We start from the raw sequence: 25732 nt of genomic DNA, 5'->3' as shown, positions 1-25732 counted from the left end.
GTTCCAAATGCCTAAGCGATATAAAATTGAATTTTTTGAACAAAAGGACTTTGTTTGTTATTATCCTACAGGTTTTACAACAATCGATACTCACCATGAAATCTCTTTTGGATCAAAAGTGGTTAAAGCGATTTGTAAAAAGCAGCCAAATGGCAGAAACATTATTTCGATTAGCAGCGCTTTAGCAAAACAACTTTATCTTCCTACATTTATTTCAACAATCACACTTTTTGAAAATGATATACGTCTTGTCATCGGCCCATTAATAGGGATTTTCTCATCCGGGTTCACTAATTTCCCGGTAAAACCAATTGGAGAACGCTCTGCCGTATTTTCTAAACTATTATCGATGCATTCCTCCGTCGGCGTCGTGCCCTTTCTTTTTGGCCAAGAACATATTGATTGGAATCAAAAATTAATAAAAGGATTTTTCTTTACGAAGGAGGGGTGGACGCAAATGACCGTTCCTTTTCCAAATGTAATTTATGATCGACTTCCGAATAGAAGAAGTGAAAAGTTGAAAACATCTATGAAGGTTAAGGATAAATTAGAAAAAGAGAATTTTATTCCATGGTACAATCCCGGATTCTTTAATAAATTAGACGTATATGAACGCTTATTTAATGACCGAAAAGCATTATTATACTTACCAGAAACAGCGCCATTTATTTCTTTCGATCAAATCGAAAGGATGCTATCTAAATACGGCCATATTTATATCAAGCCAATGAATGGAAGTTTAGGCTTAGGGGTCCACCAAATCATTTTTGATAAAATGAAGAATGCGTATTATTGCCGGTACCATGATTCAAAAAATCATTTATTAAAATTCCAAACATTGGAATCACTAATTAATCATGTATTTGCTAATAAAAATTTAGATCGGATGATTGTACAGCAAGGAATATCCTTATTAAGAGAAAACAATCGGCCAATTGATTTTCGCGTACATGCGAATAAAAATGAACATGGGAATTGGAAAATAACTGCAATTGCTGCTAAAGTTGCCGGACTTGGAAGCCCAACTACCCATGTTAAAAATGGTGGTGAAATCAAAACAATTGAAGAAGTTTTCAAAGATAAAGAGGAACAAATAAAATACAAAAAGAAACTTGAATATGCTGCACTCGATATAGCAAATTCAATTGAAAAACATTTAGATGGAATTATTGGCGAAATTGGGTTTGATTTTGGCATTGATACAAAAGGAAACGTTTGGCTCTTTGAGGCAAACTCGAAACCTGGCAGATCAATCTTCTCGCATCCAAACCTTAGAGAATTCGATTTTTTAACAAGAAAATTGACCCTTTCCTACTCTATTTTTTTAACAGAGAAATTTTTAAATAAATATAAGGAATTATCAGTATGAATATTTATTTCGATAAAAAGAGAGGGGTTTTTTTTCATAATAAAAAGGCGAATTCACCATTATTTTGGGGGATGTTTGATGAATTACTTCCACTTTCAGCTGAGAAAACAGACTCATCACTCGTAAAAATAAATGTAAAAAAAAATGGATGCAGGATCGGACCGCTTGTTGGAATTTTGACTAGTAAAACAAAAGATGGAGATGTTATCGGGAGTAAAGACGTATTTATTAGTATTCAAAAGCAACTACAGCTTTGTGGCGGGCTCTCGTTTATCTATACTATGGAAGATTGCAATGAACAGTTTATAGATGGAACATTTTTTGTTGAGGAGGAAAACTCATGGTTTAAAGCCTCCTTCCCCTATCCGAATATTATTTATAATCGATTATCTGCAAGAAGCGATGAAAAGTCCGAGCAATTTATTAATCATACAAACAAACTGAATCATCATCAAATTTTTTTCTTTAATCCGTCTTTTATTGATAAATATTCGATGTATCAGTTGTTTTCAAAAAATCCTTTACTCCATCCATTATTACCTTCCACCCGACTGATTAAGGAAAAAGAGGATTTATTAGAATTTTTAGAGGCATATTCAATTATTTATTTAAAACCAACCATTCGCTCCCAAGGAAAAGGAATTTTTCATATTAAAAGAGAGGAAGACGCAACCTTTATTTGTAAAAATGCAAAAAAGACCTATACTTTTTCATCCTTTATAGAATTGTGGAGCTTTATCGAAAAGGCAATTCAAAAAAATTCATATATTGCTCAAGTTGATATCGAAAGTGCAAAAATCTCTGAAAATAAATATGATTATCGGATCTTAAGCCATTATGTTAATGATGAATATCAACTAACAGGAGTTGGCATAAGAGTAGCTGAAGCAGGAAAGATAACGACTCATTTATCAAAGGGTGGATCCATCTTTCCTTATGAAAAGGTCAAAAAAAAATCATTAGAAAAAGTGTTCCATTGGATTATTCAAGAATGTGGAAAAACTTTATCGAAAGAATACGGAAACTTCGCCGAGTTCACAATTGATATGGGCAGAGATCAAAGTGGAAAGTTATGGATTTATGAGGTCAATTCAAAACCAATGTCCTTTGATGAAGAGGATATTGAAAAAAAGAGAATAAAAAATCTCATACAAATTTTTTATAATCAAACGATTTTCAACTGACTAATAGGGTCAGTTTTTTCTTTATCCATTATTTAAATAAGTTATAATATACTTAACATTTATCATTTGGAGGGTAAAGGTCCCATGATCCAGCATTTTCAATATAAATCACTATATAAGAATCAACAGTTACCTGGTTGGTATATTAGCTTTTATCATCAAAAGGAAAAACATGAAGGCGTCTATCATCCAGATGGAAAAATAGAATGGACAAGTTCATATTCTTTCGATACCGAAACAGAAAAAAATGTAAAAAAACAAATTCACGAGCTGATGCTTTATCATGTTTATGATAATCGTTAATTATTACCAAACATACTCCTGCATGTTATGAACCTCAAATTGCCAAACTAAAATAGTGTAAATACGCTATTTTAGGAGGAGACCATACATGGATAAGAAAAAGGATGCAGAATTTCTTCCGGATACACATTATGAAGGCAAAGATAACTTTTACTTAGATGTCGATCGCATGGTGAATGAAGGCATGTCCGGCGGATCCGTCCACATGCGTGCCGATTCAACCAATATAGAAGAAGCGGTCGATTTCTTTCCAGAAGATCCACCAAAAGAAATTGAATAATTTCATAATAAAGGCTGCCTTTTAGGTGGCCTTTTTTAGGATGTTTTTGAATGAACAATAGACACTTTCACTCACCTTTCACTCACTTTGCGCTTTTAATTTTGTTTAAGAAGAAATCATTTTTAAGAATTTCTTCCAAAGTAAAAAAATTGATTGAATTCAGCAAGTTTTATAAAATAAATTTAAGTAAAGACAAAAGAAGGAATTGTATATGCTTAAAAAATTAAAAATACGCTATCCAAACGCTGAAATAAAAACGTCTCCTACAAATCTTTCTAATATGATTTGGTTTTTTATTGATGAGGATCAAAAATATTTCGGCATCCCTTTAAACGAAATAACACCATCAGAAATAGAACTATTAAAAGCACTATTTCCAACTACTCACAACCGGATAGATTTAAATACGTCCTGCCAATCAAAAAAATGGTTTGACTATTTATTTAATGATCATCCCGCTTTACCGGATGAAGATGTAAAAAAATCCTTTCGAATCATTCAATTTTCCATTTCACAATCTGAAGAAACTCTAGATGTAAAAAGCTGGGAAGAAGCAATAAAGGCACTGTTTCCCCATGAAGTAGCCATTGTGTTTTCTTCTGAAAAGGAAGGAATCATTATTGAAGAAAAAAAAGCTTACATCCTCTCTCTACAAGAATTGCAAACATCGATCAAAACATTAGAAAGTGATTTCTTTTTTGCTATTCATTTTTACCTAGGCGGCTTTTATTCAATATACGATTTAAAATCAATGTTTCAATTAGAGCAATCGTTTTTTCGTTTTGCACATAAAGAAATGACAAGGGAGCGAATTTTTTCGCTTACAAATGTTTTGCCATTATATTTATTAAAAAATACTCCCAATAAGCTTCGTGCATCTTTTTTTGCCTCAATATTTGAAATTTTTAAAGAGGATAAGGAATTGCGAAGAACAATCAAACTGTACATAGAAAATAATTCAAATGCTAGTTTGACCGCAAAACAGTTATTTTTACATCGGAATAGTTTACAATATCGTATCGATAAATTTGTTGAAAAAACAGGGTTTGATTTAAAATCCTTTCCAAATGTCTTAATCGTTTATCTTGCTTGCATTGACTTTGAATATCTCCAATGAACGATTACAGGTTGCACAATATTCTGGCCTCCTTTTTTGTGCAGGCTGACCATACCTATTTGTAAGGGCTTTCTTTATTATTGGTAGTAAGAAATAGAGGAGGTTCTATTAATGGCTGAAATTAAATTAGAACATGTTTATAAAATTTACGATAATAAAGTAACCGCTGTAACTGATTTCAATCTTCATATCCAGGATAAAGAATTTATCGTCTTTGTTGGTCCTTCCGGTTGCGGTAAATCAACTACTCTTCGAATGATTGCAGGCTTAGAGGAAATATCAAAAGGTGATTTTTATATTGATGGCAAGCGTGTGAATGATGTTCCACCGAAAGACCGCGATATTGCCATGGTATTCCAAAACTACGCATTATACCCACATATGACTGTCTATGATAATATGGCGTTTGGCCTTAAGCTAAGAAAGGTTCCAAAACCTGAAATCGATAAACGTGTCAAAGAAGCTGCGAAAATTCTTGGACTTGAAGAGTATTTAAAGCGCAAACCGAAAGCATTATCCGGTGGACAAAGACAACGTGTTGCACTTGGACGAGCAATTGTCAGGGATCCGAAAGTTTTCTTAATGGATGAACCACTTTCCAATCTCGATGCAAAGCTTCGTGTTCAAATGCGAGCGGAAATCGCTAAGCTGCATCAACGCTTACAGCCAACGACGATTTATGTAACTCATGACCAAACAGAGGCAATGACAATGGCGACAAGAATTGTCGTTATGAAAGATGGAGTCATTCAACAAGTTGGTACACCAAAAGAAGTGTATGATCATCCAAAAAATGTATTTGTTGCAGGATTTATTGGCTCACCAGCAATGAACTTCTTTAATGGTAAAATTGAAGATGGGCATTTTACAATAAACGAAACATTAAAATTCGCAATACCTGATGGAAAAATGAAGGTGTTACGTGAACAAAACCTTGTTGGGAAAAATATTATTTTCGGTATACGTCCGGAAGATATCCATGACGAACCATTATTTATCAACTCATCACCTGGTACTAAATTTACGACAACGATTGATGTTTCTGAATTAACCGGTGCAGAAACGATGTTATACTCTCAACTCGGTGGACAAGAATTTATTTCTCGTGTTGATTCGCGATCTGACATTAAACCTGGCGACAAACTTGACTTTGCCTTCGATATGAATAAAGGGCATTTCTTTAACCCAGATACAGAGGAAAGAATTGGATAGAGTTCTAGTCTGCTAAAATTTGTTTTAGAAGGCAATCGGGTTTCCGATTGCTTTTTATTATGCTTTGGTAAAGTTCAGTTTTGATATCATAATGTTGATTGGAGCGGAAGGTGCGAGACTCCTGCGGGATTAGCTGGACAGATGAGACCCTGCAGGGAGCGAAGCGATGAGGAGGCTCATCGCAGAACCGCGAAAAAGCGAGTACCTGCAGCGGAAATCAACATTCTAGTTAAACATAGCTTTTAATAAGTAATCTTTTTTGGTAAATCAACCCCACAATTACTACATTTAAATAAATGAACACATTCATTCCGCTTTGAACTATTTGGTACTCCATCCGCTAACTTGATTAAATCAATATCCATATAGGGGCTATAATCATCGTAATAATCATAGATTCTTCCTTGATCCAGCATCCGTCCATCACATGCCGGACATAATAAACGTTCATCGTTTACTCCATTACAAAGTGGACACCAATCCCAATCCATTTCATCACCATCTTTAAATTGAATCTTCTTTATATGAGTTTGTGAATAATGGATAATAATATTCTTTTCTTTCTTAGTTAATTTCGGCAAAAATTACCTGTTTACAAGGTTGTATATTTTAGTTTTAAAAAAACATAATACTTAGTACAAAGCAAGTAACATCCACTTCTATCAATGGGTTACTCCAATAGAGGAACACTTTAACAGTGTTGCTGGTGCAATTCCAGCTAACCCAACCATAAAAAAACAACGAGGAGGACTTAAATCATGGCAAACAACAACAACTCAAACCAATTAGTAGCTCCAGGAGCGCAACAAGCAATTGATCAAATGAAATATGAAATTGCTCAAGAATTTGGTGTAAACCTTGGTGCAGACACAACTTCTCGCGCTAACGGATCTGTAGGGGGAGAAATCACAAAACGCTTAGTTCAAATGGCTGAACAACAACTTGGCGGCGGATTCTCTCAACGTTAATCAATTTATTGTCACATTTAACTAAATATAATGGATTGAAAGGAGACACAAATTTGTGTCTCCTTTCCTATTATTTATTCTTCAAATTCACCATTTTTTTCGGATCAATCCATTGGTCGTACTGTTCTTCGGTAACATATCCAGTTTTTATCGCCGCTTCCTTCAGGGTCGAACCTTCTTTAAAAGCAAGTTTTGCTATTTCAGCCGCTTTCTCATAGCCAATATAAGGATTTAATGCAGTTACGAGCATTAAAGAGCGATTAACATTTTCTTCGATAACCTCTTTATTTGGTTCAATACCAACAGCGCAGTTTTTATTAAATGAAATAAGACTATCAGCTAATAAATTAACGGATTGCAGGAAATTGTATATAATCACCGGTTTAAAGACGTTTAGCTCAAAATTCCCCTGACTTGCAGCAAAACCAATCGCAGCATCATTACCAAATACTTGTGTTGCAACCATTGTTAATGCTTCACTTTGTGTAGGGTTAACTTTTCCTGGCATGATTGAGCTTCCTGGTTCATTTGCCGGGATGCTAATCTCGCCTATTCCACTCCTTGGACCACTTGCAAGCCATCTCACATCATTGGCAATTTTCATCGCATCTGCTGCTAAAGCCTTCAATGTTCCATGGACATGAACAATTTCATCATGACTAGTCAACGCATGAAATTTATTATTAGATGAACGGAAAGGAAATCCTGTTAGGTTCTTTAATTCCTGTGCAACTTTCTCACCAAAAGTAGGATCCGCATTAATTCCGGTACCAACAGCAGTACCGCCTATTGCCAAATTTAATAGATGTTCAGCACTTTCATGAATCATTTTTTCACTTTTTTCCAGCATTGCCCTCCAACCGCTAATTTCTTGACCAAGTGTTAAAGGTGTTGCATCTTGTAAATGTGTTCGACCTATTTTAATCATGTCCATAAATTCATTTTCTTTTTGTAAAAATGTGTCTGTTAATTTATTTATTGCTGGTATTAGTTTTTCTTGAATGACACTATATGCTGCAATATGCATTGCAGTTGGAAAGGTATCGTTTGAACTTTGGGACATATTGATATCATCATTTGGATGAATATGTTCCTTCGATTCATTTTTTTGTAAGATCTCATTTGCCCTTCTAGCAATTACTTCATTTACGTTCATATTCGATTGGGTTCCACTTCCTGTTTGCCAAACAACAAGCGGAAAATGATCATCGAAACGACCTTCTAACACCTCGTCACAAGCTTCTACTATTGCCTGTTTCTTCGCATCCGATAGCTTTCCTAAATTATGATTGGCAACTGCTGCAGCTTTTTTTAATTGTACAAAGGCTCGAATGACCTCCATTGGCATTTTTTCTGAGCCAATTTTAAAGTTTTCTTTGCTTCGCTGTGTTTGTGCTCCCCAATATTTGTCAACAGGGACTTTCATTTCACCAAGTGTATCTTTTTCGATTCGGAATTGCATTTTACCACTCCTTATCTCAATATACTTTTATTTTCCCATAAATTCAAAAAATCTTCATGCTTAATGCATTACTCTCATCATTATGTACTTTTTTTAAAAAATAAAAAAGCAATTCCAAAAAGGAACTGCTAATTAATAAGTTTGGAGGTTATTCTCCTTTGAATTGTTTCAGTTTATCTTTTATTTTCTCTTCGAGGATTTTCCATTTGCTTTTTCCATCTTCTAGTTTTTCTTTGAGTTTTTCTGTACCTTGTTTCAACTTTTCATTTAGTTCTTTTGCTTTTGTTTTAAACGGGTGGTCTGACTCATATTTTTTTTGCATTTGGCTATTGATCGATTCCGTTTCAAATTTTTCTGCTTTCGTGTATTTTAACGTATTTTGCATAATTGATTGAAAAACGGGAACCACGCCTTGTGCACTTAACCCATATAAATAATGCTCCCGATCGGTTTTATCATAGCCGATCCAAACAGCACCGACAAGATTAGGGGTATAACCGACAAACCATTGGTCAGCCGTTCCGTCAATATTATTAAAAGGAACTTGTGTTGATCCCGTCTTACCGGCAATTTGATAACCTGAAACATTAGCACCTTTACCTGTCCCAGTTTCCATCACGTTTAAAAGCATTGATGTCATTTCATTGGCCGTTTTCTTATCCGTAACTTTTGTTACTTTCGGTTTTCTTTCAACAATGATTTTCCCTGTTGGTCCAACAATTTTAGTAATGATATGCCCATCTTCACGTTTTCCTTCATTGGCGAAAGCCGAATATGCTTCTGCCATTTGTAAAGGGGATACCCCTTTTCTTAAACCTCCAAGTGCAATGCTTAAATTTCGATCTTTATCTGTTAATGGAATACCGAATCTCTTAACGGCATCCATTCCTTTATCAATACCAATCTCATTTAATAACCAAACGGCCGGAATATTAATCGAGTTTTCGATCGCTTTATACATTGGTACTTCACCTTGATATTGGCCATTATAATTTTTCGGTGAATAATTATGACCAAATGTCATTTTTTCATCCTTTAACATTGAATCAGGCTTGTATCCTTCCTCTAAAGCTGGTGTATACACCGCTAAAGGTTTAAAGGTCGATCCGGGTGATCGTTTTAATTGTGTCGCGCGATTAAATCCTCGAAAAACCTTTTCCCCTCTACCGCCGACTAACCCACGAATCCCACCGGTTTTTGGATCAAGTAGTATTGACCCGCTTTGGACGATCTGTCCTCCTCTTCCTTGAGGAAAGTTATAATTATTGTTATATACATTTTCCAATGCAGATTGGATATTTTGGTCCATTTCTGTATAAATTCGATAGCCACGCGTCATAATCTCATCTTGCGTCAATCCGAATTTCTCAGTTGCTTCTGCTAATACCGCATCAACATAATAAGGATATTTACCTTTCATTGGATCTTTCTGTTGATCATTAAGAACTAATTGTTCCTTTTTAGCGTCGTCGAATTGTTTTTTCGTGATGTAGCCATATTGTTTCATTGCCCCAAGAACGACATTTCTGCGCTTAATCGTTCGATCCATATGATAATAAGGATCAAGTGCAGATGGCGCATTTACAATTCCAGCAAGTGCAGCGGCTTCACTAAGATTAATATCTTCTACATCTTTACCAAAATATCGTTGGGCCGCTTTTTGAACTCCCCATGCACCATGTCCAAAATAAACTTGATTTAAATACATTTCTAAAATATCGTCTTTAGTGTATTTTTTTTCAATTTCAATGGCTAAAAATAATTCTTCGATTTTCCGTTTAAATGTTCTTTCATCCGATAGCAAAGCATTTTTCGTTAGCTGTTGGGTAATTGTACTTCCGCCCGCTGTTATCCCGCCGGCAGTTATATTTTTAAAGAGTGCGCTCGTTATTCCTTTCACATCGAATCCACCATGTTGGTAAAAACGATGGTCTTCAATAGCAACAATTGCATCTTTTAAATGTTGGGGCATTTTTTTAATCGAGACGCCTTCTGTTCGGTTTGCGGAAATTTTGCTTGCGACATCTCCGTCTTTATCGTAAATAACAGTCGATTGTGCTAAGCCCTTTTTCAAAGACTCAACATTTGCCGTTGCTGCAAAATATCCAAAAAAGGCAAGAAACGCTAATAGGGTTACTGATCCTCCTAGAATAATTATTTGATTCATATGTGCCTTTTTCCAAAATTTCTTTACAGCTCCACGAAATCGCTGTAACCATTCCATACTTTTCCCTGCCTTCAATTAGTTAAAATTGATACTACCTATTTCTAACGTAAAGCATATTATGTTAGGTAAGAAAAATCAATGAAAATTATTTTACTTTGTAATGTTTTTGTAATATAAGTCATTCGTTTGTTTGTTATTTGCACTGAATAAAGGGTATATAAGAAGTAATATAAATAGGAGCTGATGAATATGTATAAACATATTTTAGTTTGCTTTGATGACTCAGACGGCAGTAGAAAAGCATTGGAAATAGCAGCGGATTTATATTTATTAAATCAAGAATGCCAATTAAGTGTTGTCCAAGTAATAAATGGAACGACTTATTCGATAGACACGCCACTACCTGAAGATAGTTTAGGCAAGTCAGGATATACTGCGATCCCGCGTTCAGATGGTGGTGTATATGTCACACACCTTCCACTTGAACATTCAATTCAAGAAAATACAAAACATTTTATACAGGATGATGACCCCGATCTTCGAGCGGAAGTCACGGAGATTTTACAATCTAGAGGAATCTCTTTTCATTTTGATACGCTTTATGGAAAGACATCCGACAATATATGTGAATACGCGAATTCCAATCAAATAGACTTAATTGTCGTAGGTCAAAGTGAAGAAGGGATTTTCAAGCGGATTTTTCTAGGCAGCACGGAGGAAAATATTATTAAAAATACAACTAAAGATGTGCTAGTCGTTAAGTAATTAAAGGGGCTGGGACATAACCCACCTCTGAGATGAAAAAGCCGGTGGAAATTTACGACAAGTAAATTTTCACCGGCTTTTGGTTTTTTTACAATAAAATAAGGACCACTTCTGATAAAATTAAGTTACCACACCAAATAAAATCAGAAAGAAGGATCCTTATGTTTAAAAATTATACCATGAATCAATTAGTTTTGCCTTTAGATTTAGAAGTAAAGTTACAAAAAAATGATATTGCCTTCCATGTTCATCATTTAGTTGAAAGTATCCCTCATGAAGCGTTCGAACCATTTCAGAGAAATGATGGCTGTCCTGCCTACCATCCACGCATGATGCTTAAAATTATCTTATGTGCCTACACGCAATCTGTTTTTTCAGGGCGAAAAATTGAAGCCCTATTAAAAGACAGTATCCGTATGATGTGGCTAGCTCAAGGGCATGAACCAAGCTACCGAACAATCAACCGATTCCGTGTTCAACCAGAAGTGAAAAATTTAATTCGCCAATGTTTCGTCCAATTCCGTTGCCAATTAATTGAAGAAAAACTGATCGATCAAGAAGCAATTTTTATCGATGGTACAAAGATTGAAGCGAATGCAAATAAATTTACGTTTGTCTGGAAGAAGTCGATTGAGAAGTATCATCAAAGTTTAATTGAAAAGTCAAACCAGCTATATGATGAGCTTCTTGAGAATGAAATCATACCTGAAATCGAACGTGAAAGCGATGAACAGTTATCATTGGAAGAGCTCGCTCAATTGGTTCAAAAAGTGGATGATGTCGTAAACGAGTATGATAAACAAATTGAAGCATCATCGGATGTTCCAGAACGAAAAGCTTTAAGAAATGAACGCAAATATCCGAAAAAAGTGCGTAAACAGTTGATTGATTTTATCGTACGAAAACAGAAATACCAACGAGACCTTGAAATCTTTGGTACACGTAATAGCTATTCTAAAACAGATCCAGATGCGACATTTATGCGAATGAAAGATGATTATATGAAAAATGGACAATTGAAGGCTGGTTATAATACACAAATCGCAACGGAAGGTCAATATGCGCTTGCCTATGGATTATTCTCAAACCCAACAGACACACGTACGTTAATTCCCTTTCTAGATGAGATTGAGCAGGATTATTTCGAGTTACCGGAACACATCGTCACAGATGCAAGTTATGGTAGTGAAGAAAATTATAATGATATCCTTTTGAACAGAAAACGTGAAGCACTTATTCCTTATACGCTGTATATGAAGGAAAAAAAGAAAACCTACAAACAAAACCTATTCAATCCAGACAACTGGCCGTACGATGAAGAAACAGATACCTATACATGTCCAAACCAGAAACATCTTACATTTCACGATTATTCTGTCCGTACTGATCGTACAGGATTCCAACGGAAGTTTAAAATCTATGAGTGCGAAGACTGTTTGGGCTGCCCGTTCCGCCCCTCCTGTACCAAAGCAAAAGAAGGCAACAATCGAAAACGAATGGTGAATGAAAAATGGGAACAACAAAAAGAATATGTAAGAGCGAAGCTTTCAGAAGAGAAAACGAGTGCCATCTATCGAAAACGCAAAATCGATGTGGAACCAGTTTTTGGATTCTTGAAGGCTAATTTGCGTTTCACACGATTTTCCGTACGAGGAAAATCAAAGGTAGAAAATGAAATGGGCTTTGCATTAATGGCAGTGAATTTAAGAAAATACACTGCCCAACAACTAAGATAATAGAAGAATTACACGCAAAAAAAGAAAAAGGTGAATTTGAGTACACTCAAATTCACCTTTTTCACTAATTGAAGCTAGTTATGTCCCAGCCTCTTTAACTTTATTTTTTGATTTGGACAAGTCTTGGAGCAATAAATAAGATCATGACAACAAGTACTGAGCTTAAGACAAAATTGATCGACATATATGTTCCATTATAAATCAATGAATATAATGCAACCGGTTGTCCTTTCGGTGCATACGAACCGAAAAAGACAATACCTGTGTAGAAATGGGCAAGGAAACGTAATAAACTACCAAGAAAAACACCTAAGACAGTGTATGTAGTCCATTTTCCGATATTTCCATTTTCTATAGATGTTTTGATTTGCTTTGCAAAAATACCTGCTAAACCAATCACTGTAAAGGCGACAAAATAGTCGACAATCCCTTGTACCGGATGATAAAATACTGAAAATCCTGTTACAACTTGTAGCGTACCTAATATAAATCCAGTTAACAACCCGCCTTTTAAGCCCCAACGATAAGCCATTAAAAATATCGGTATCATAGCTAATGAAACGGATCCGCCTTCTGGCCAAATAGCCTTACAAATAAATGCTGAAACAAGGTCAAGCAAGTAAGCAAGTGCTCCGAGAACAGCAACTTCTACTAAAAACAATGTTTTTTTATTCATCTTATATTCCCTTCCTTTCTTTTCGTCTGAAGAGTGACTATGAAGGCTCGGAGGGAATGTAAAAACAACTGTATTGCGTTTTTTACACAAAAAAAGCAATACAGGACGGTTTAAGGAAATCGCTGCATTGCTTTCTATTCCATCAAACCACAGTCCCTGCGCTAGCATTATCTAACAGGTTCATAGGGTCAGAACTCATACGTTCACTCTCAGCCGATTTAGGCTCCCCTTGTGGGATTATATTTATTTAATAATACTAATTAACTATACTATTTTTTAATACCGTTTACAACTGATTTATCCATATTCTTAAAGATATTTATATGCTATTTTATGAAACTATAAGTACATTTATATAACTTTAACTTGGTATTATTTAAATATTTTGATATATTTTAGATGAAGAAATTTTTGCTAATTGTTATTTTGAAGAAAAGGGAGGTGAAAAAAATGATACCGCTTAGACAAGATATCGTTGCATTTTTTGATAAAAATATTGATAAAATTGTTGCGATTTGGAATGAACAATTGATAAACTCCAAGTCAAATCCTTTAAAATCCAAATTTTTCAATAAAGATACTTGTCATGATTTTCTTATTCAATCATTGTCAATATCGAAGGAAAAATTGGAGCACTTTTTAAAATCCCTTGCATCTAACTTTGCTAAAGAAAAACTTGATCAAAATATTGATTTAGGTGAAGTTACATATAATTTAAGTATTGGTAAATCAATAACTACTAAGTTTTTATACAATAATTATTTAAATGTAAACGATGTCAATGCCTATATTGACAAAATTAATTATGCTTTTGACAAATTATTGTTTTATGTTGTTACATATTATTCAAATGTTAAAGATCAAATCATTGATAAAAAAAATGAATACATAAATACAACACATCATGAACGTTTAACACTTTTAGGACAAATGACATCTAGCTTCGTTCATGAATTTCGTAATCCATTAACTTCTATTCATGGATTTGTGCAATTATTGCGTTCTGAAAATCCACAATTGCCTTATTTGGATATTATCTCTAACGAAATTGAGCAATTAAAATTTAATATCTCTCAATTTCTTATGCTATCAAAAAAAGAAATTGTGTCAATTGAAATGACCTCTTTTTCATTAAATGATTTAATTGAAGAAGTCTTATCCTTTTTGTATCCTCGTATTTTAGAAGTAAATGTTGATATCCAAAAACATTATTTGCATGAAATTAGCATTCATGGCTTTAAAGATGAAATAAGACAGGTACTTATTAATATTATTTTTAATGCGGTTGATGTACTGAAAAGCGTGAAGAATCCGATTATCCAAATTGAATTGGATATTACTGAAAACTCCGTTATTATAGACATAAGTAATAACGGACCAAAAATACCGGAAGAAATGGTTGACACTATTTTCGAGCCTTTCGTTACAACGAAGAAGAGCGGAACAGGGCTTGGTTTGTATGTTTCCAAAAATATACTTGAAAAACACGGTGGAACTTTAACTTGTCAATCTAATGACGATTGGACAACTTTTACAATAATCTTTCCAATATTATAAAAGGATGTATTCGTTGAAAAAGACTCCCTTTAAAATAGGAGTCTTTTTCAAAAGACAACGGCCTACCAGAAAAACCAAGGAAGAAGCGCTAAGCCAACTATGGCACCAAGTGCGACACCCCAGCCAAAGCCGCCCCAGCCCCAACCCCAACCATAACCGTATCCTCCATAATTCCTTTGTGGGAGTGGGCGTAAATAAACCATTCGATTATCAACTCGATGAATGATTCCTCTGTGCACTCTTCCATCACGCGTTCTTATTTCAACGGGCTTTCCAATATTTCTTGAACAAATATGGTAATGTGAAGCAGACATGTACTATTCACCTCCAAATATCCTTCCACACCATTTTATGGTCAAGTCACTTAATTGGAGTGGGACAATGGAGTAGGTTAAACGTTTGATTATATATAGAAAAGCGAAAGCGCCTTGGTCAGCCCCGACAAGCAAATGTTTTTCTTTTCTTAAAATAGGAAAAGTCCAGTCTTAAAAAAGACCGGACTTCTTTATTTTAACCTAATAAACATATGCTGCTCCTACAATGATAAGTAAGATGAACAATACTACGATTAATGCAAATCCTCGGCCTGCACCCCAGCCGACACCGTAGCCATATCCACCTACTGGATAACCACAACCGCCATACCACATAAGCTTCTCACCTCCTTTTCAAGTGAATTTATCCATCTTGTTCTCCTCTAATAGAGTCATAGCCAATTTCATGTAGCCGATTTGCAATTTCAATATGTCCTAAATGGTTTGGATATAAATTGTCACTAGTACACCAATTGTCCAATTTATCTTGTAAATGTTGCTGGAGATTTATCGTTTTTAAACATCGTCGATTTGCCCTACATTCAATATAGCGATTTATACGCTGTACCCATTTATCTGCTAAAGGATCATTAGGATACGGATTGTGCAAACCGAGAATAATAAGCATGTAGTTATCTTCTTGTTCCTCTTTCAAATCGCGTATCCCACGAATGATGTCATCAATTGTACTTCTACATTTTCTTGACTCATGAATAAACTCTTCTTCATTGCCCGTTTCATCATATTTTTTCTTTGCTGTTTGTAAATCTTGGTGTCCGGCAGATAAAACAATCATGTCACTTTGTTTAATGCTTCTCATTATATTTGGATCACTCAATGATTGGAGGATATCATTGGCATGATTATTTGCCGCTGCTACATTTGTAACAAACACCCTTTCTCTTAAATTCCGTTCTGCAAGACGTGCATGTCGATGTACAAAACTTGGAGATAAAAATGGTGCACCATGCCCTGCACATAGTCCGTCACCGATCGCGAGATATCTCATGTCACCCCTCCCTACCCATCAAAAGATAAATCCTTATTTATATTTATTCAGCTCTTTATATGTGGTAACTGTCCATATTAAAAATGGGCTTTCGTCTATAAACGAGAAAACAATTTAGAAAATTACGAAATAAAATAGTGTATCATAAAATGATACACTATTCCTGTATTGTTATTGAATTAAATAGTCATATACAGCCTTGCCGGTCCGAGCAATAATTTGTTTTCCCTCATACTGATTTTCTAATTGATCGATTAATACTGCCATAAATACTTGATCGTCATTATGCCTAATAATTGCAACATCATGTTCAACACCGGGAATTTCCCCTGTTTTATTAGCAACAAATACATGATCCGAATCCATCATTGCAGGTAATTTATCTTGAAATTGCTGTCCAGAAAGGATATTCAATATTTCATACGTACTCTTTGAAGTAAGGAATTGATTTTCCACGATTTCTTTTAGGAATATTACCATATCGGATGCAGAAGTAACATTATCTAGCCCCATATCCCTGGCCACATAATCCATTAATCTTCTTTCTAGTCTTGTATGATTGCATCCTATTTGTTTATTAAAATAATTAATCGTTTCCTGACCGACTAGATCAATCATCATATTTGTTGCCGTATTATCCGAAACGATAATCATTAATGTCAAAAGGTCTTTAACGGATAAAAGAGTTCCTTCTGTTAAATATTGAATAACACCTGATCCTCCCACTTTATGCTCAGGTTTCACCTCTATTTTCTCTTCTAAATCAATTTTCCCTAACTCCGCTTGCTGAAATGCAGCCATAATAATCGGAATTTTTATTAAGCTAGCAGAAGACATTTCGCGTTTACTATTTTTACTAATTATCGTCTCTTCGTTTATTTCTACGACTATGCTTACAATGCCTAACGATTGTTCGATAATCCCATCGATTTGTTTTCTTAAGCTTGCTACACTTCTCATTATCATGATCCCTTCGTAAGTAGTGCTTCTTTATTCATTCCGGGGTGATTATTGTATAAGTGACAAGCGACAAAATGTTCTTCTTCTATTTCTCTCCACTCCGGAATTTTCGATTGGCATATATCACTTGCTGCGGGACATCTCGTTCTAAATACACACCCACTCGGAGGATTTATTGGACTTGGTATTTCTCCTTTTAAAATAATTCTTTCACGCTTATCTTCAATTTCCGGGTCGGGTATTGGGATGGCTGAAAGTAATGCCTGCGTATATGGATGAAGTGGATTTTTATATAAATTACTGCTACTTGTTAATTCAACTAAATGTCCAAGATACATGACACCTATGCGATCACTAATATGCTTGACCATTGATAAATCATGGGCAATGAATAGGAAAGTAAGCTTTTTCTCTTTCTGAAGCTTTTTTAATAGATTTACAACTTGAGCTTGAACGGAAACATCTAAAGCGGAAATCGGTTCATCGGCAATAATAAACTCCGGATCTAGCGCTAAAGATCTTGCAATACCTATGCGTTGGCGTTGCCCCCCACTAAATTCATGAGGGTAGCGATTTGCATGCTCACGATTTAAACCGACATCCTCTAAAAGTTCATAAACCCTTTGACGTCGTTCTTCTTTATTTTTAAATAACCCATGCACTTCCATTGGCTCGGAAATAATCTCTTGGACTGTTGAGCGTGGGTTTAACGATGCATATGGATCTTGAAAAATCATTTGTATTTTTCGATTGAAGGCAAGCTGTTCACTTTTATTTAATAGGTGAATATTTTTCCCTTTATATAAAACTTCACCTTCAGTTGGTTGATATAACCTCATTATTAATCTTCCAGTTGTTGACTTTCCGCAGCCGGATTCTCCAACTAGTCCGAAGGTTTCGCCTTCATTTATATGAAAACTAACATTATCAACTGCTTTTAACCGTGCTCCTTTTCCTACTTCAAAATGCTTCTTTACATGATTAATTTCTAAAACTTTGTTTCTCTCCATATGTATACCCCCAAACTAGATCCAATAGCGACGTGCTGCACAAAGTTCTTTCTCGTATGTTCCGGCTATTTCTTCTATTACGATTGATTTTCCCGTATTCGGTGAATGAATCATTTCCCCTTCTCCGTAATAAATAGCGACGTGATGAATATGTCCTTTTCCTTCTTCATAAGCGAAAAATAATAAATCTCCCGGTTGAATTTGTTGAAGATCTACATCTATGCCTCCATCTGCTTGCTCATGTGCATCTCTTGCAATTATATAGCCGGCAGCGTTACACATTGTATAGCTGAATCCGGAACAATCAAAACCAAATCCACTCATCCCTCCCCAAAGATACGGGAGTCCGATAAATTTTTCCGCTTCACGAATAATGAATTCCCCATTCTGTCTAGGAGCCTCATTTATTTTAAAAATATGAATATCTTCGTTTTTCAAATAAGCATAGCCTGAGGGAACTTTAACTTTACTATATTCCTCTAGTGTTTCCACTATTGGTAATTTCGTTTGATAACTGACTTCCATCCACTTGTTACCAGGTTTTTCGTAAAGGGTGGCAGTAGGTTGGCAAACAACGGCTACTTGATCGTAATTATTTTCTTCCTCTTCTTTTTTTCTTAATTGGTTCAACGGAATCCATCCGGGGTAGCCGCGATCATCCTTCTTACTTGATTGACTTGGAATAACACAGAATGCCCAATCACCGTCAATCTCTATTACTTGAGCTTCTTCACCTAGTAGAACTTGAGATTGCACAAGGTTGTCATTGCATAGATCTAGCTTTGTTTCATAAGTTAATGAATTTAGCCATTTTGGGATATCTACTGGATTTGTAATGGCATCCACATCTATTTTTCTCGCTGAATCTTTCGATGTCCATAATGTTGCAACTGCTACATTTATTTGATATAGTTCCATATTCCCCTCCGTAGGTTTGCTTAATTTGAGGAAAAAACCTTATCAACTGATACGCATGATAAGGTTTCTTCCAAGTTTCAATAATCTACCACTCCATTTATTCAATGGTTGTTTTCGTAAAATTGTGTTTCGCGAGCTGAACATTGACCGTTCCTTTCCGCTACAGGCACTTGCTTCTACTCAATATATGCCCATTTTAATTCTAAGTAGCCAACTGGGTGACGAACAATGCCTTTTACATTGTCTTTTTGTAATGTCACTTGGTTGTAGAAATGAATTGGGATAATTGGCATTTCATCAAATAGGATTTTTTCCGCTTCATGCATCATTTCGAAGCGTTTCGTTTCGTCTGCTTCGTTCTTTGCATCTTTAATTAGTTGATCAAATTTTTTATTGCTCCAAGCTGTTCGATTCATCGTATGTCCGGTTTGGAAGTTTTCTAAGAAGTTAATTGGATCAGCATAATCAGCTAGGAATGAACTTCTTGATAACTGGAATTTAAATTTCTTCTGTTCTTCTTGGAACACATTCCATTCCATATTTGCTAGTTTAATATCTACGCCTAAATTTTCTTTAATCATCGCTTGTATTGTTTCAGCGATCTTTTGGTGGTCAGGACTTGTGCTATAAGTGAGCGTAATTGCCGGAAGTTTCTTATAGCCTTCCTCCTTCATTCCTTTTTCTAATAGTGCTTTTGCTTCTTTTGCGTCAAATTTAATTAAATCGCCACCCGCTTCACGGAAGTCTTTTCCATCTGGTTGGTTAAACCCATTTGAAACGAAACCATGTGCAGGTTTTTCTTTATTTTTAGTGACGAAATCAACGATTTGTTGCTGATCGATTGCCATTGCAAACGCTTTTCGAATATTAACATTTTGGAACGGCTCTAGTTTTAAATTGAAACGATAAAAATACGTTCCCGCTTGATCTTCAATTTGTTCCTTACCTTCTTTAAATATTTGTTCACTTGCTTCAGCTGGAATAGCAGAAGTATCTAATTCGTCATTTTGATACATTTGATATTCTGTCGTAGGATCATTCACCATTGCCCATGTTACTTTGTCTAATTTAACATTCGCTGCATCCCAATAGTTTTCATTTTTGGCCATTTCCATATTACTATCATGTTCCCATTTCGTTAATTTAAATGGACCATTCGCAACAAAGGTATTGCTTTCCGCAAACCATTTTGGATTGGCTTCAGCGACCTTTTGATTAATTGGGAAAAATGCCGGATTAGCAATGACACTTAAGAAATATGCTTGAGGACTAGTCAACACAACTTCAAATGTTTTTTCATCCACTGCTTTTACTTTGACATCGTCCTTTGAACCTTTGCCGGTATTAAAAGCTTCTCCACCTTCAATAAAATATCCTAAAAATGCTGCTGGTGAACCTGTTTTAGGGTCAAGAAGGCGTTTCCATGCATATTCGAAATCTCCTGCTGTAACTGGATCCCCGTTCGACCATTTTGCATTTTCACGAATATGGAATGTATACGTTTTTCCATCCTTACTAACATCCCATTTCTCCGCTGTCGCTGCTTCTGGATTATGATCCTGACCTAATCTTGTTAACCCTTCCATTAAGTTGTTTAAAGAACTCCATGAATACGAATCAAATCCCATTGGTGGATCAAATGAGGTAGGTTCTGCCCCATTGTTTAGTCGTAAAACTTGTTCCACTTTTTTATCTTTATTATCGTTCTTGTTTGTGTCTTTCTCCTCCTCTTTCCCAGCTTCTTTTGAAGTGGTACATGCTGCTAAAGAAAAAACGAGGAAAAGCGTCATTAATGTACCGATAAGCTTCTTCATCATACTCCCCCTTAAATTCTTTAATATTATTTCATCTATGAGCTCTGGCCCATAGTCGAAATCAAATGGTGTCTTGCTCTTTCATCTTGCAGCCAGCAACTAACATGATGATTAGCCGAAAAACTGTACGTATTAGGATAAACTTTTTCACATACTTCCATCGCAAACGCGCATCTTGCTGTGAAAGGACATCCGATTGGCGGTGCAAACAGATCAGGAGGTGATCCCGGTATTGGGACTAATTCCTCATCTTCTAAATCAAGTCTCGGAACAGAACTTAATAGTCCTTTTGTATATGGATGCTTAGGTTTGTAAAAAATTTCTTTTCTCGTTCCTGTTTCAACAATTTTGCCGGCGTACATAACTGCGATTCTGTCAGCAACTTGTGCAACTACACCTAAATCATGAGTAATCAAAATGATAGATACGCCCGTTTTCTCTTGAATCTCTTTAAATAACTCAAATATTTGAGCTTGGATTGTTACATCCAAAGCGGTTGTCGGTTCATCAGCGATAATAATTTCAGGTTCGCAGATTAAAGCCATAGCAATAACTATACGTTGCCGCATCCCGCCGCTGAATTGATGCGGGTATTGCTTTAGCCTTTCTTTCGGGTTTGAAATACCGACTAAATGAAGGATAGAAAGAACTTTTTTAGTCGCTTCTGTTTTTGATATATCCTGATGCTGTCGAATCGACTCAATTAACTGATCGCCAATCGTTAAAGTGGGATTCAATGCTGTCATTGGGTCTTGAAAGATCATTGAAATTTCTGCTCCGCGAATCGATCGTAAGCTTTTTTCACTCATCTTAGTTAAATCCTTATTTTTATAAATGATCGATCCATCAGTTATTTTTCCTGACGATTTAGGAATTAACCCGATAATGCTTTGTGATGTTACACTTTTTCCGCATCCGGACTCACCAACGATCGCCAATATTTCTCCTTTTTTCAATTCTAAGTGAACACCTCTTACAGCTTGAACGGTTCCTCCATAGGTTGAAAATGATACGTGCAAATTCTGAATTTCCAGGACGTTTTCCATCATTCTACCTCCTTAGCTTCGGATCTAGCGCATCCTGTAAGCCATCACCTAGAACGTTAAAAGCAAACATTGTTAATGAAATGAAGAATGCTGGAAAAAATAATGTCCACCAATGACCAGATAAAATGGCCGGTAAGCCATCATTTGCCATCACTCCCCAACTGGCAAAAGGTGCTTGTATCCCAAGGCCAATAAAGCTTAAAAAAGCTTCTGCGAAAATGGCGCTTGGAACGGTTAATGTCATTTGAACGATAATCGTTCCCATCGTGTTAGGCAATAAATTTTTGCGGATAATTCGTGCTGTTTTCGTTCCAAAGGTTTTGGAAGCTAATACATACTCATAATTTTTGATTTGCAACACTTGTCCGCGAACAATCCTTGCCATACCGACCCATCCAGTAACTGATAAAGCGACAATGATCGTTTTCAATCCCGGACCCATAACTACCATTAGCAAAATGACGACTAACAAATATGGCAGTCCATATAATACTTCAACAACTCGCATCATATAATGATCGACTTTTCCACCTTTATATCCGGCTATTCCTCCATAAATGACCCCAATGATGAAATCGATCAGGGCTGCCATTACCCCTACAAACAAGGAAATTCTCGCTCCATACCAAGTCCTTGTAAAAACATCTCTCCCCAAATTATCCGTCCCGAACCAATGTGTGGATGAAGGAGCGAGATTTTGGTCTTTGAGTGTGACCTTTGTTACATTTTGTGGAGAAAACATCGGACCAATAATCGCCATGATGATTAAAAGAATAAATATGATTAGCCCAAACATCGCTAATTTATTTTTCAATAATCTTCTCCATACATCTTGCCAATATGAAATACTTGGGCGGACAACAGCTTCGGCTTCGCCATTTTTCTTATTTATTGGAACGAACCATTCGGTTGGAATATTGGGACTAATTTGCTGATCCTCTTGTTTTAAAGCGCCCACTCAAGTTCACTCCTTTTTATGTAACTTTATCCGTGGATCTAACATGCCATATGCTAAATCTACGACAAATAACATTAATATTAAAAAAACACTGTAAAATACCGTTGTTCCCATAATTACCGGATAATCGCGGGTATTGATACTTTCTACAAAATATTTTCCCATTCCAGGGATGGCGAAAATTTTTTCGATAACAAAACTTCCAGTAAGGATACCTGCTGTTAATGTTCCAAGTATTGTAATAACAGGCATTAGTGCATTACGAAGTGCATGTTTTATTATTATTTTTACTGGAGATAGACCTTTTGCCCTTGCCATTTTAATATAATCTTGCGTTAATACTTCGAGCATACTTGATCGGGTTAAGCGTGCTATGATCGCCATTGGACCCGTCGCAAGAGCTGCAGTCGGTAATATCATATGCTTCGTACTTGCCCAAGTCGCAGCGGGTAATAGATGCCAGTTGACAGCAAATTGTTGGATTAAAAGTGTAGCCATGACAAAGTTTGGAATCGATATACCTAATACTGCAATCGTCATTGCTAAGTAATCAATTACTCCATTATGTTTTAATGCAGCTAAAACACCTAATGTAATCCCTGATATAACAGCAATGATTAACGCTGTTATTCCTAACTCAAAGGAAACGGGAAATCCTCGTCCTAACATATCATTGACGGTTTGGGACGGTTTCTTAATGGATGGTCCAAAGTCAAATTGTGCGATTGATTTGAGATAAGTGAAATACTGTTCATAAAGTGGTTTGTCCAAATGATAATGTGCTTCTAAGTTTTTTCGAACATGTTCATTTGTGTTTCGTTCTTCATTAAAAGGGGAACCAGGAATTGAATGCATTAAAAAAAAGGTTAATGTTGTAATTACCCAAATTGTAATGAGCATGGCTACGAATCTTTTAACTATGTATCTTCCCATTTCGTGATGCACCTCCCTCTATGTATTCGGTTACATTTACATCAACCGAACAATTGATATATTTAGATTATATTAATTTATCGAAATTTTCAATACGGTTTCAAAATAAGTTTTTTAGTATTACTTTTATAAATATAAGAAAGGCACTCAGATAAACTGAAAGCCTTTGAGATAAATATTCAATTAAATTGGACGATGATTGAGAAAGTTTTGATAAGCGAAACCTTTTACTTGTTCCTCGGAATAGTATTTTAATAGTTCGTTCACTAAGTTTTGATATTTTGAGGAGTCTTCTAATTTTGTTACCTTTGTTGATATTCCATCAAAGTCGGAACCAAAACCGATTTTGTCTACACCGCCTAATGAACAAAAATGATCAATATGTTTAATAAGATCAGGAATAGTTGCTTTACCACTTTCATTTATAAATGGTGGATTAAAAACAACATGAATTAAGCCATCTTTTTCAAATAATGCTCTTGCTTGCTGATCTGTTAAGTTTCTAACATGATTACATAATACTTTGGAATTTGAGTGGCTAGCGATTGGAAAATCAGCTATTTCAATCACATCCCAAAATGCTTTTTCGCATAAATGGGAGACATCGGTTAATATTCGATGCTGATTATTAAATTGCACAATTTCTTTACCGAAAGAAGTAAGTCCGGCACCACGGGGCTCCCCTGCGCCATCAGCTGCCAGATTTGCGTTATTCCAAGTTAAACCAACTGATAAAACACCTAACTCATGTAAAATACTAAGCTTTTGAATATCATTTCCGATTGCATCGACACCTTCTAGGGTAAGCATCGCACCTATTTCATTTTCTTTTAATTGATCGAAATCACGCCAATTCATAATCTGTTTCATTTCAATGTTTTTTGCTAACACTTCATTTTTCAAATAGTAAATTTGATCAAGAGCAGCTTGAAATTTCTGATCAGACTTAATGTCTGGTTCAATGAATATGGCAAAGCTTTGTACTTTTACATCCCCTTTTTGTAGTCTAGATTTGTTCGTATCTAATTGTGCTGAGTCAGCATAGCTTAATTTACCCTTTGCATCCGCTAATTTCATTAATGCATCGCAATGTAGATCGATAATATGCATTGTTATCACCTCATATACTAGATTGAATGAATCGTTGAAAGATTCTTTGCGAGATTGGATCACCGTGGACCGCCAATGGCTCGGGGTGCCATTGAACTCCTACTACAAATTTATGTAATTTACTTTCTATCGCCTCGATCACACCATCTGATGAACGAGCTACTACTTCAAATGGTTGCACAACTTTCCTGACTGCCTGATGATGAAATGAGTTTACTTTAAATTGAACTTGACCAGCAATTTCCGCTAGTAAACTATTTTTTTCTACTTGAACATAATGAGACAAATGGTATCTTACCGCATTTTGCGTATGTTGAATGACTGGAGAGTCAATCTGACTATATATATCTTGGTACATATCCCCTTCAACAGCAATATTTAATATTTGAATTCCTCTGCATATTGCTAAGATTGGTTTATCGAGCTTAAGCATATGTTGAATTAATTCTATTTCATAATGGTCCCTTCCAGGTGAAATCGACCCTAGTTTTTGATGAGGTTCATCACCAAATAATGTAGGATCAATATCTCCCCCACCTGATAAAACTAACCCATCTAATTTTTTCGCTAAATGTGCCGCATCTCCAATCACTCCGGCCGGCAATATGATTGGAATGCCGCCTGCCTGGATGACAGCCTGTAAATAGTCATTTCCTAATGTATGTTTCCAATCAAAATCAACATTCGCTGTGATTCCTATAAGAGGCTTCACTTTGTATCTCCCCCTTTTGTCACTTTCTATTGCTATGTAAGGTCATTATACTGTATTTTATCATTAAAAATTATGAATGTTGTAAATTTTTAAAAGGAATATACAACTATTTCAAGAATTGTTATTTATACAAAGAGTGGGAGATGATTTGT

25 protein-coding genes, 1 pseudogene and 1 riboswitch are annotated in these 25732 nt (G+C 35.6%); of the genes and pseudogenes, 10 read left to right on the top strand and 16 right to left on the bottom strand.

The genetic code is table 11. The features are described from left to right. The first annotated feature begins 7 nt into the window (after positions 1-7). The 6 genes from MKY81_RS11125 (at position 8) to MKY81_RS11100 (ending at position 5465) form a co-directional block, all read left to right on the top strand. Positions 8-1369, top strand: coding sequence for a YheC/YheD family endospore coat-associated protein (locus MKY81_RS11125; RefSeq protein ID WP_108071879.1), 1362 nt, complete (start codon positions 8-10; stop codon positions 1367-1369). After that, complete coding sequence (locus tag MKY81_RS11120) at positions 1366-2553, top strand: YheC/YheD family endospore coat-associated protein (RefSeq protein WP_108071881.1); 1188 nt, start codon at positions 1366-1368, stop codon at positions 2551-2553. The genes MKY81_RS11125 and MKY81_RS11120 overlap by 4 nt, the downstream gene beginning before the upstream one ends. Positions 2554-2637: 84 nt before the next feature. Next, complete coding sequence (locus MKY81_RS11115) at positions 2638-2856, top strand: YheE family protein (RefSeq protein ID WP_066233854.1); 219 nt, start codon at positions 2638-2640, stop codon at positions 2854-2856. A gap of 88 nt (positions 2857-2944) precedes the next feature. Beyond that, on the top strand, positions 2945-3136 hold the full coding sequence (locus MKY81_RS11110; RefSeq protein WP_108071884.1) for a hypothetical protein: 192 nt from the start codon (positions 2945-2947) through the stop codon (positions 3134-3136). A 211-nt stretch (positions 3137-3347) separates the two neighbouring features. After that, a complete protein-coding gene (locus MKY81_RS11105) occupies positions 3348-4253 on the top strand; it encodes a PucR family transcriptional regulator (protein ID WP_066233848.1) in 906 nt (301 codons plus the stop codon). A gap of 111 nt (positions 4254-4364) precedes the next feature. Continuing rightward, on the top strand, positions 4365-5465 hold the full coding sequence (locus MKY81_RS11100) for an ABC transporter ATP-binding protein (protein ID WP_107920516.1): 1101 nt from the start codon (positions 4365-4367) through the stop codon (positions 5463-5465). A gap of 242 nt (positions 5466-5707) precedes the next feature. On the opposite strand, the gene MKY81_RS11095 is transcribed toward MKY81_RS11100, so the two are convergent. Beyond that, complete coding sequence (locus MKY81_RS11095; protein ID WP_235598353.1) at positions 5708-6046, bottom strand: hypothetical protein; 339 nt, start codon at positions 6044-6046, stop codon at positions 5708-5710. Between the two features lie 177 nt (positions 6047-6223). Here MKY81_RS11095 and MKY81_RS11090 point away from each other — a divergent pair, with 177 nt between their 5' ends. After that, positions 6224-6433, top strand: a complete 210-nt coding sequence (locus MKY81_RS11090) for an alpha/beta-type small acid-soluble spore protein (RefSeq protein WP_066233841.1) — start codon at positions 6224-6226, stop codon at positions 6431-6433. Positions 6434-6503: 70 nt separating this feature from the next. Here the strand turns inward: MKY81_RS11090 and fumC are convergent, their stop codons facing one another. Continuing rightward, complete coding sequence (gene fumC / locus MKY81_RS11085) at positions 6504-7895, bottom strand: class II fumarate hydratase (protein WP_341117798.1); 1392 nt, start codon at positions 7893-7895, stop codon at positions 6504-6506. A 148-nt stretch (positions 7896-8043) separates the two neighbouring features. Then, complete coding sequence (locus MKY81_RS11080; RefSeq protein WP_108071888.1) at positions 8044-10119, bottom strand: PBP1A family penicillin-binding protein; 2076 nt, start codon at positions 10117-10119, stop codon at positions 8044-8046. A gap of 192 nt (positions 10120-10311) precedes the next feature. On the opposite strand from MKY81_RS11080, the gene MKY81_RS11075 reads away from it, so the two are divergent. Beyond that, the gene (locus MKY81_RS11075) at positions 10312-10827 is read left to right on the top strand and encodes a universal stress protein (RefSeq protein ID WP_165797667.1); all 516 of its coding nucleotides are present in this window, start codon (positions 10312-10314) and stop codon (positions 10825-10827) included. A gap of 161 nt (positions 10828-10988) precedes the next feature. Then, a complete protein-coding gene (locus tag MKY81_RS11070) occupies positions 10989-12563 on the top strand; it encodes an IS1182 family transposase (RefSeq protein WP_341116784.1) in 1575 nt (524 codons plus the stop codon). Between the two features lie 100 nt (positions 12564-12663). Here the strand turns inward: MKY81_RS11070 and thiT are convergent, their stop codons facing one another. After that, positions 12664-13239: an energy-coupled thiamine transporter ThiT gene (gene thiT, locus MKY81_RS11065; RefSeq protein WP_066234203.1), complete on the bottom strand. Its 576-nt coding sequence runs from the start codon at positions 13237-13239 to the stop codon at positions 12664-12666. Positions 13240-13374: 135 nt separating this feature from the next. Next, a riboswitch (TPP riboswitch) is annotated at positions 13375-13479 on the bottom strand. Positions 13480-13689: 210 nt separating this feature from the next. Here thiT and MKY81_RS11060 point away from each other — a divergent pair. Then, positions 13690-14796, top strand: coding sequence for an ATP-binding protein (locus MKY81_RS11060; RefSeq protein WP_108071890.1), 1107 nt, complete (start codon positions 13690-13692; stop codon positions 14794-14796). A gap of 62 nt (positions 14797-14858) precedes the next feature. Here MKY81_RS11060 and MKY81_RS11055 read toward each other — a convergent pair whose 3' ends face one another. From MKY81_RS11055 to MKY81_RS11000, 12 genes and pseudogenes are all read right to left on the bottom strand, one after another. Next, a complete protein-coding gene (locus tag MKY81_RS11055; RefSeq protein WP_108071892.1) occupies positions 14859-15110 on the bottom strand; it encodes a hypothetical protein in 252 nt (83 codons plus the stop codon). Between the two features lie 201 nt (positions 15111-15311). Further along, positions 15312-15389: pseudogene (locus tag MKY81_RS21125) on the bottom strand (YjcZ family sporulation protein); the annotation flags it as partial. Between the two features lie 85 nt (positions 15390-15474). Beyond that, positions 15475-16119, bottom strand: coding sequence for a GDSL-type esterase/lipase family protein (locus MKY81_RS11045; RefSeq protein WP_108071894.1), 645 nt, complete (start codon positions 16117-16119; stop codon positions 15475-15477). A gap of 171 nt (positions 16120-16290) precedes the next feature. Beyond that, entirely contained in the window at positions 16291-17079 is a 789-nt protein-coding gene (locus tag MKY81_RS11040) for a serine hydrolase (RefSeq protein WP_181294649.1), read from the bottom strand. A gap of 2 nt (positions 17080-17081) precedes the next feature. After that, positions 17082-18089, bottom strand: coding sequence for an ABC transporter ATP-binding protein (locus MKY81_RS11035; protein ID WP_108071897.1), 1008 nt, complete (start codon positions 18087-18089; stop codon positions 17082-17084). 15 nt (positions 18090-18104) lie between these two features. Then, a complete protein-coding gene (locus tag MKY81_RS11030) occupies positions 18105-19007 on the bottom strand; it encodes a C40 family peptidase (RefSeq protein WP_107920791.1) in 903 nt (300 codons plus the stop codon). A gap of 176 nt (positions 19008-19183) precedes the next feature. Beyond that, positions 19184-20821, bottom strand: coding sequence for a peptide ABC transporter substrate-binding protein (locus tag MKY81_RS11025; RefSeq protein WP_066233809.1), 1638 nt, complete (start codon positions 20819-20821; stop codon positions 19184-19186). Between the two features lie 35 nt (positions 20822-20856). Continuing rightward, positions 20857-21867, bottom strand: a complete 1011-nt coding sequence (locus MKY81_RS11020) for an ABC transporter ATP-binding protein (RefSeq protein WP_066233805.1) — start codon at positions 21865-21867, stop codon at positions 20857-20859. 4 nt (positions 21868-21871) lie between these two features. After that, positions 21872-22825, bottom strand: coding sequence for an ABC transporter permease (locus MKY81_RS11015; protein ID WP_066233802.1), 954 nt, complete (start codon positions 22823-22825; stop codon positions 21872-21874). Between the two features lie 6 nt (positions 22826-22831). Beyond that, complete coding sequence (locus tag MKY81_RS11010; RefSeq protein WP_108071899.1) at positions 22832-23758, bottom strand: ABC transporter permease; 927 nt, start codon at positions 23756-23758, stop codon at positions 22832-22834. A 183-nt stretch (positions 23759-23941) separates the two neighbouring features. After that, entirely contained in the window at positions 23942-24868 is a 927-nt protein-coding gene (locus MKY81_RS11005; RefSeq protein WP_108071901.1) for a dipeptidase, read from the bottom strand. Positions 24869-24878: 10 nt separating this feature from the next. Next, complete coding sequence (locus tag MKY81_RS11000; protein ID WP_066233788.1) at positions 24879-25580, bottom strand: gamma-glutamyl-gamma-aminobutyrate hydrolase family protein; 702 nt, start codon at positions 25578-25580, stop codon at positions 24879-24881. Positions 25581-25732: the final 152 nt, after the last annotated feature.

This window comes from Heyndrickxia sp. FSL W8-0423 (genome assembly GCF_038009395.1).
Taxonomy (GTDB): Bacteria; Bacillota; Bacilli; order Bacillales; family Bacillaceae_C; genus Heyndrickxia; species Heyndrickxia sporothermodurans.
Note: the sequence above shows the minus strand (reverse complement) of the source record. Positions and strands in the feature narration are given on the sequence as shown.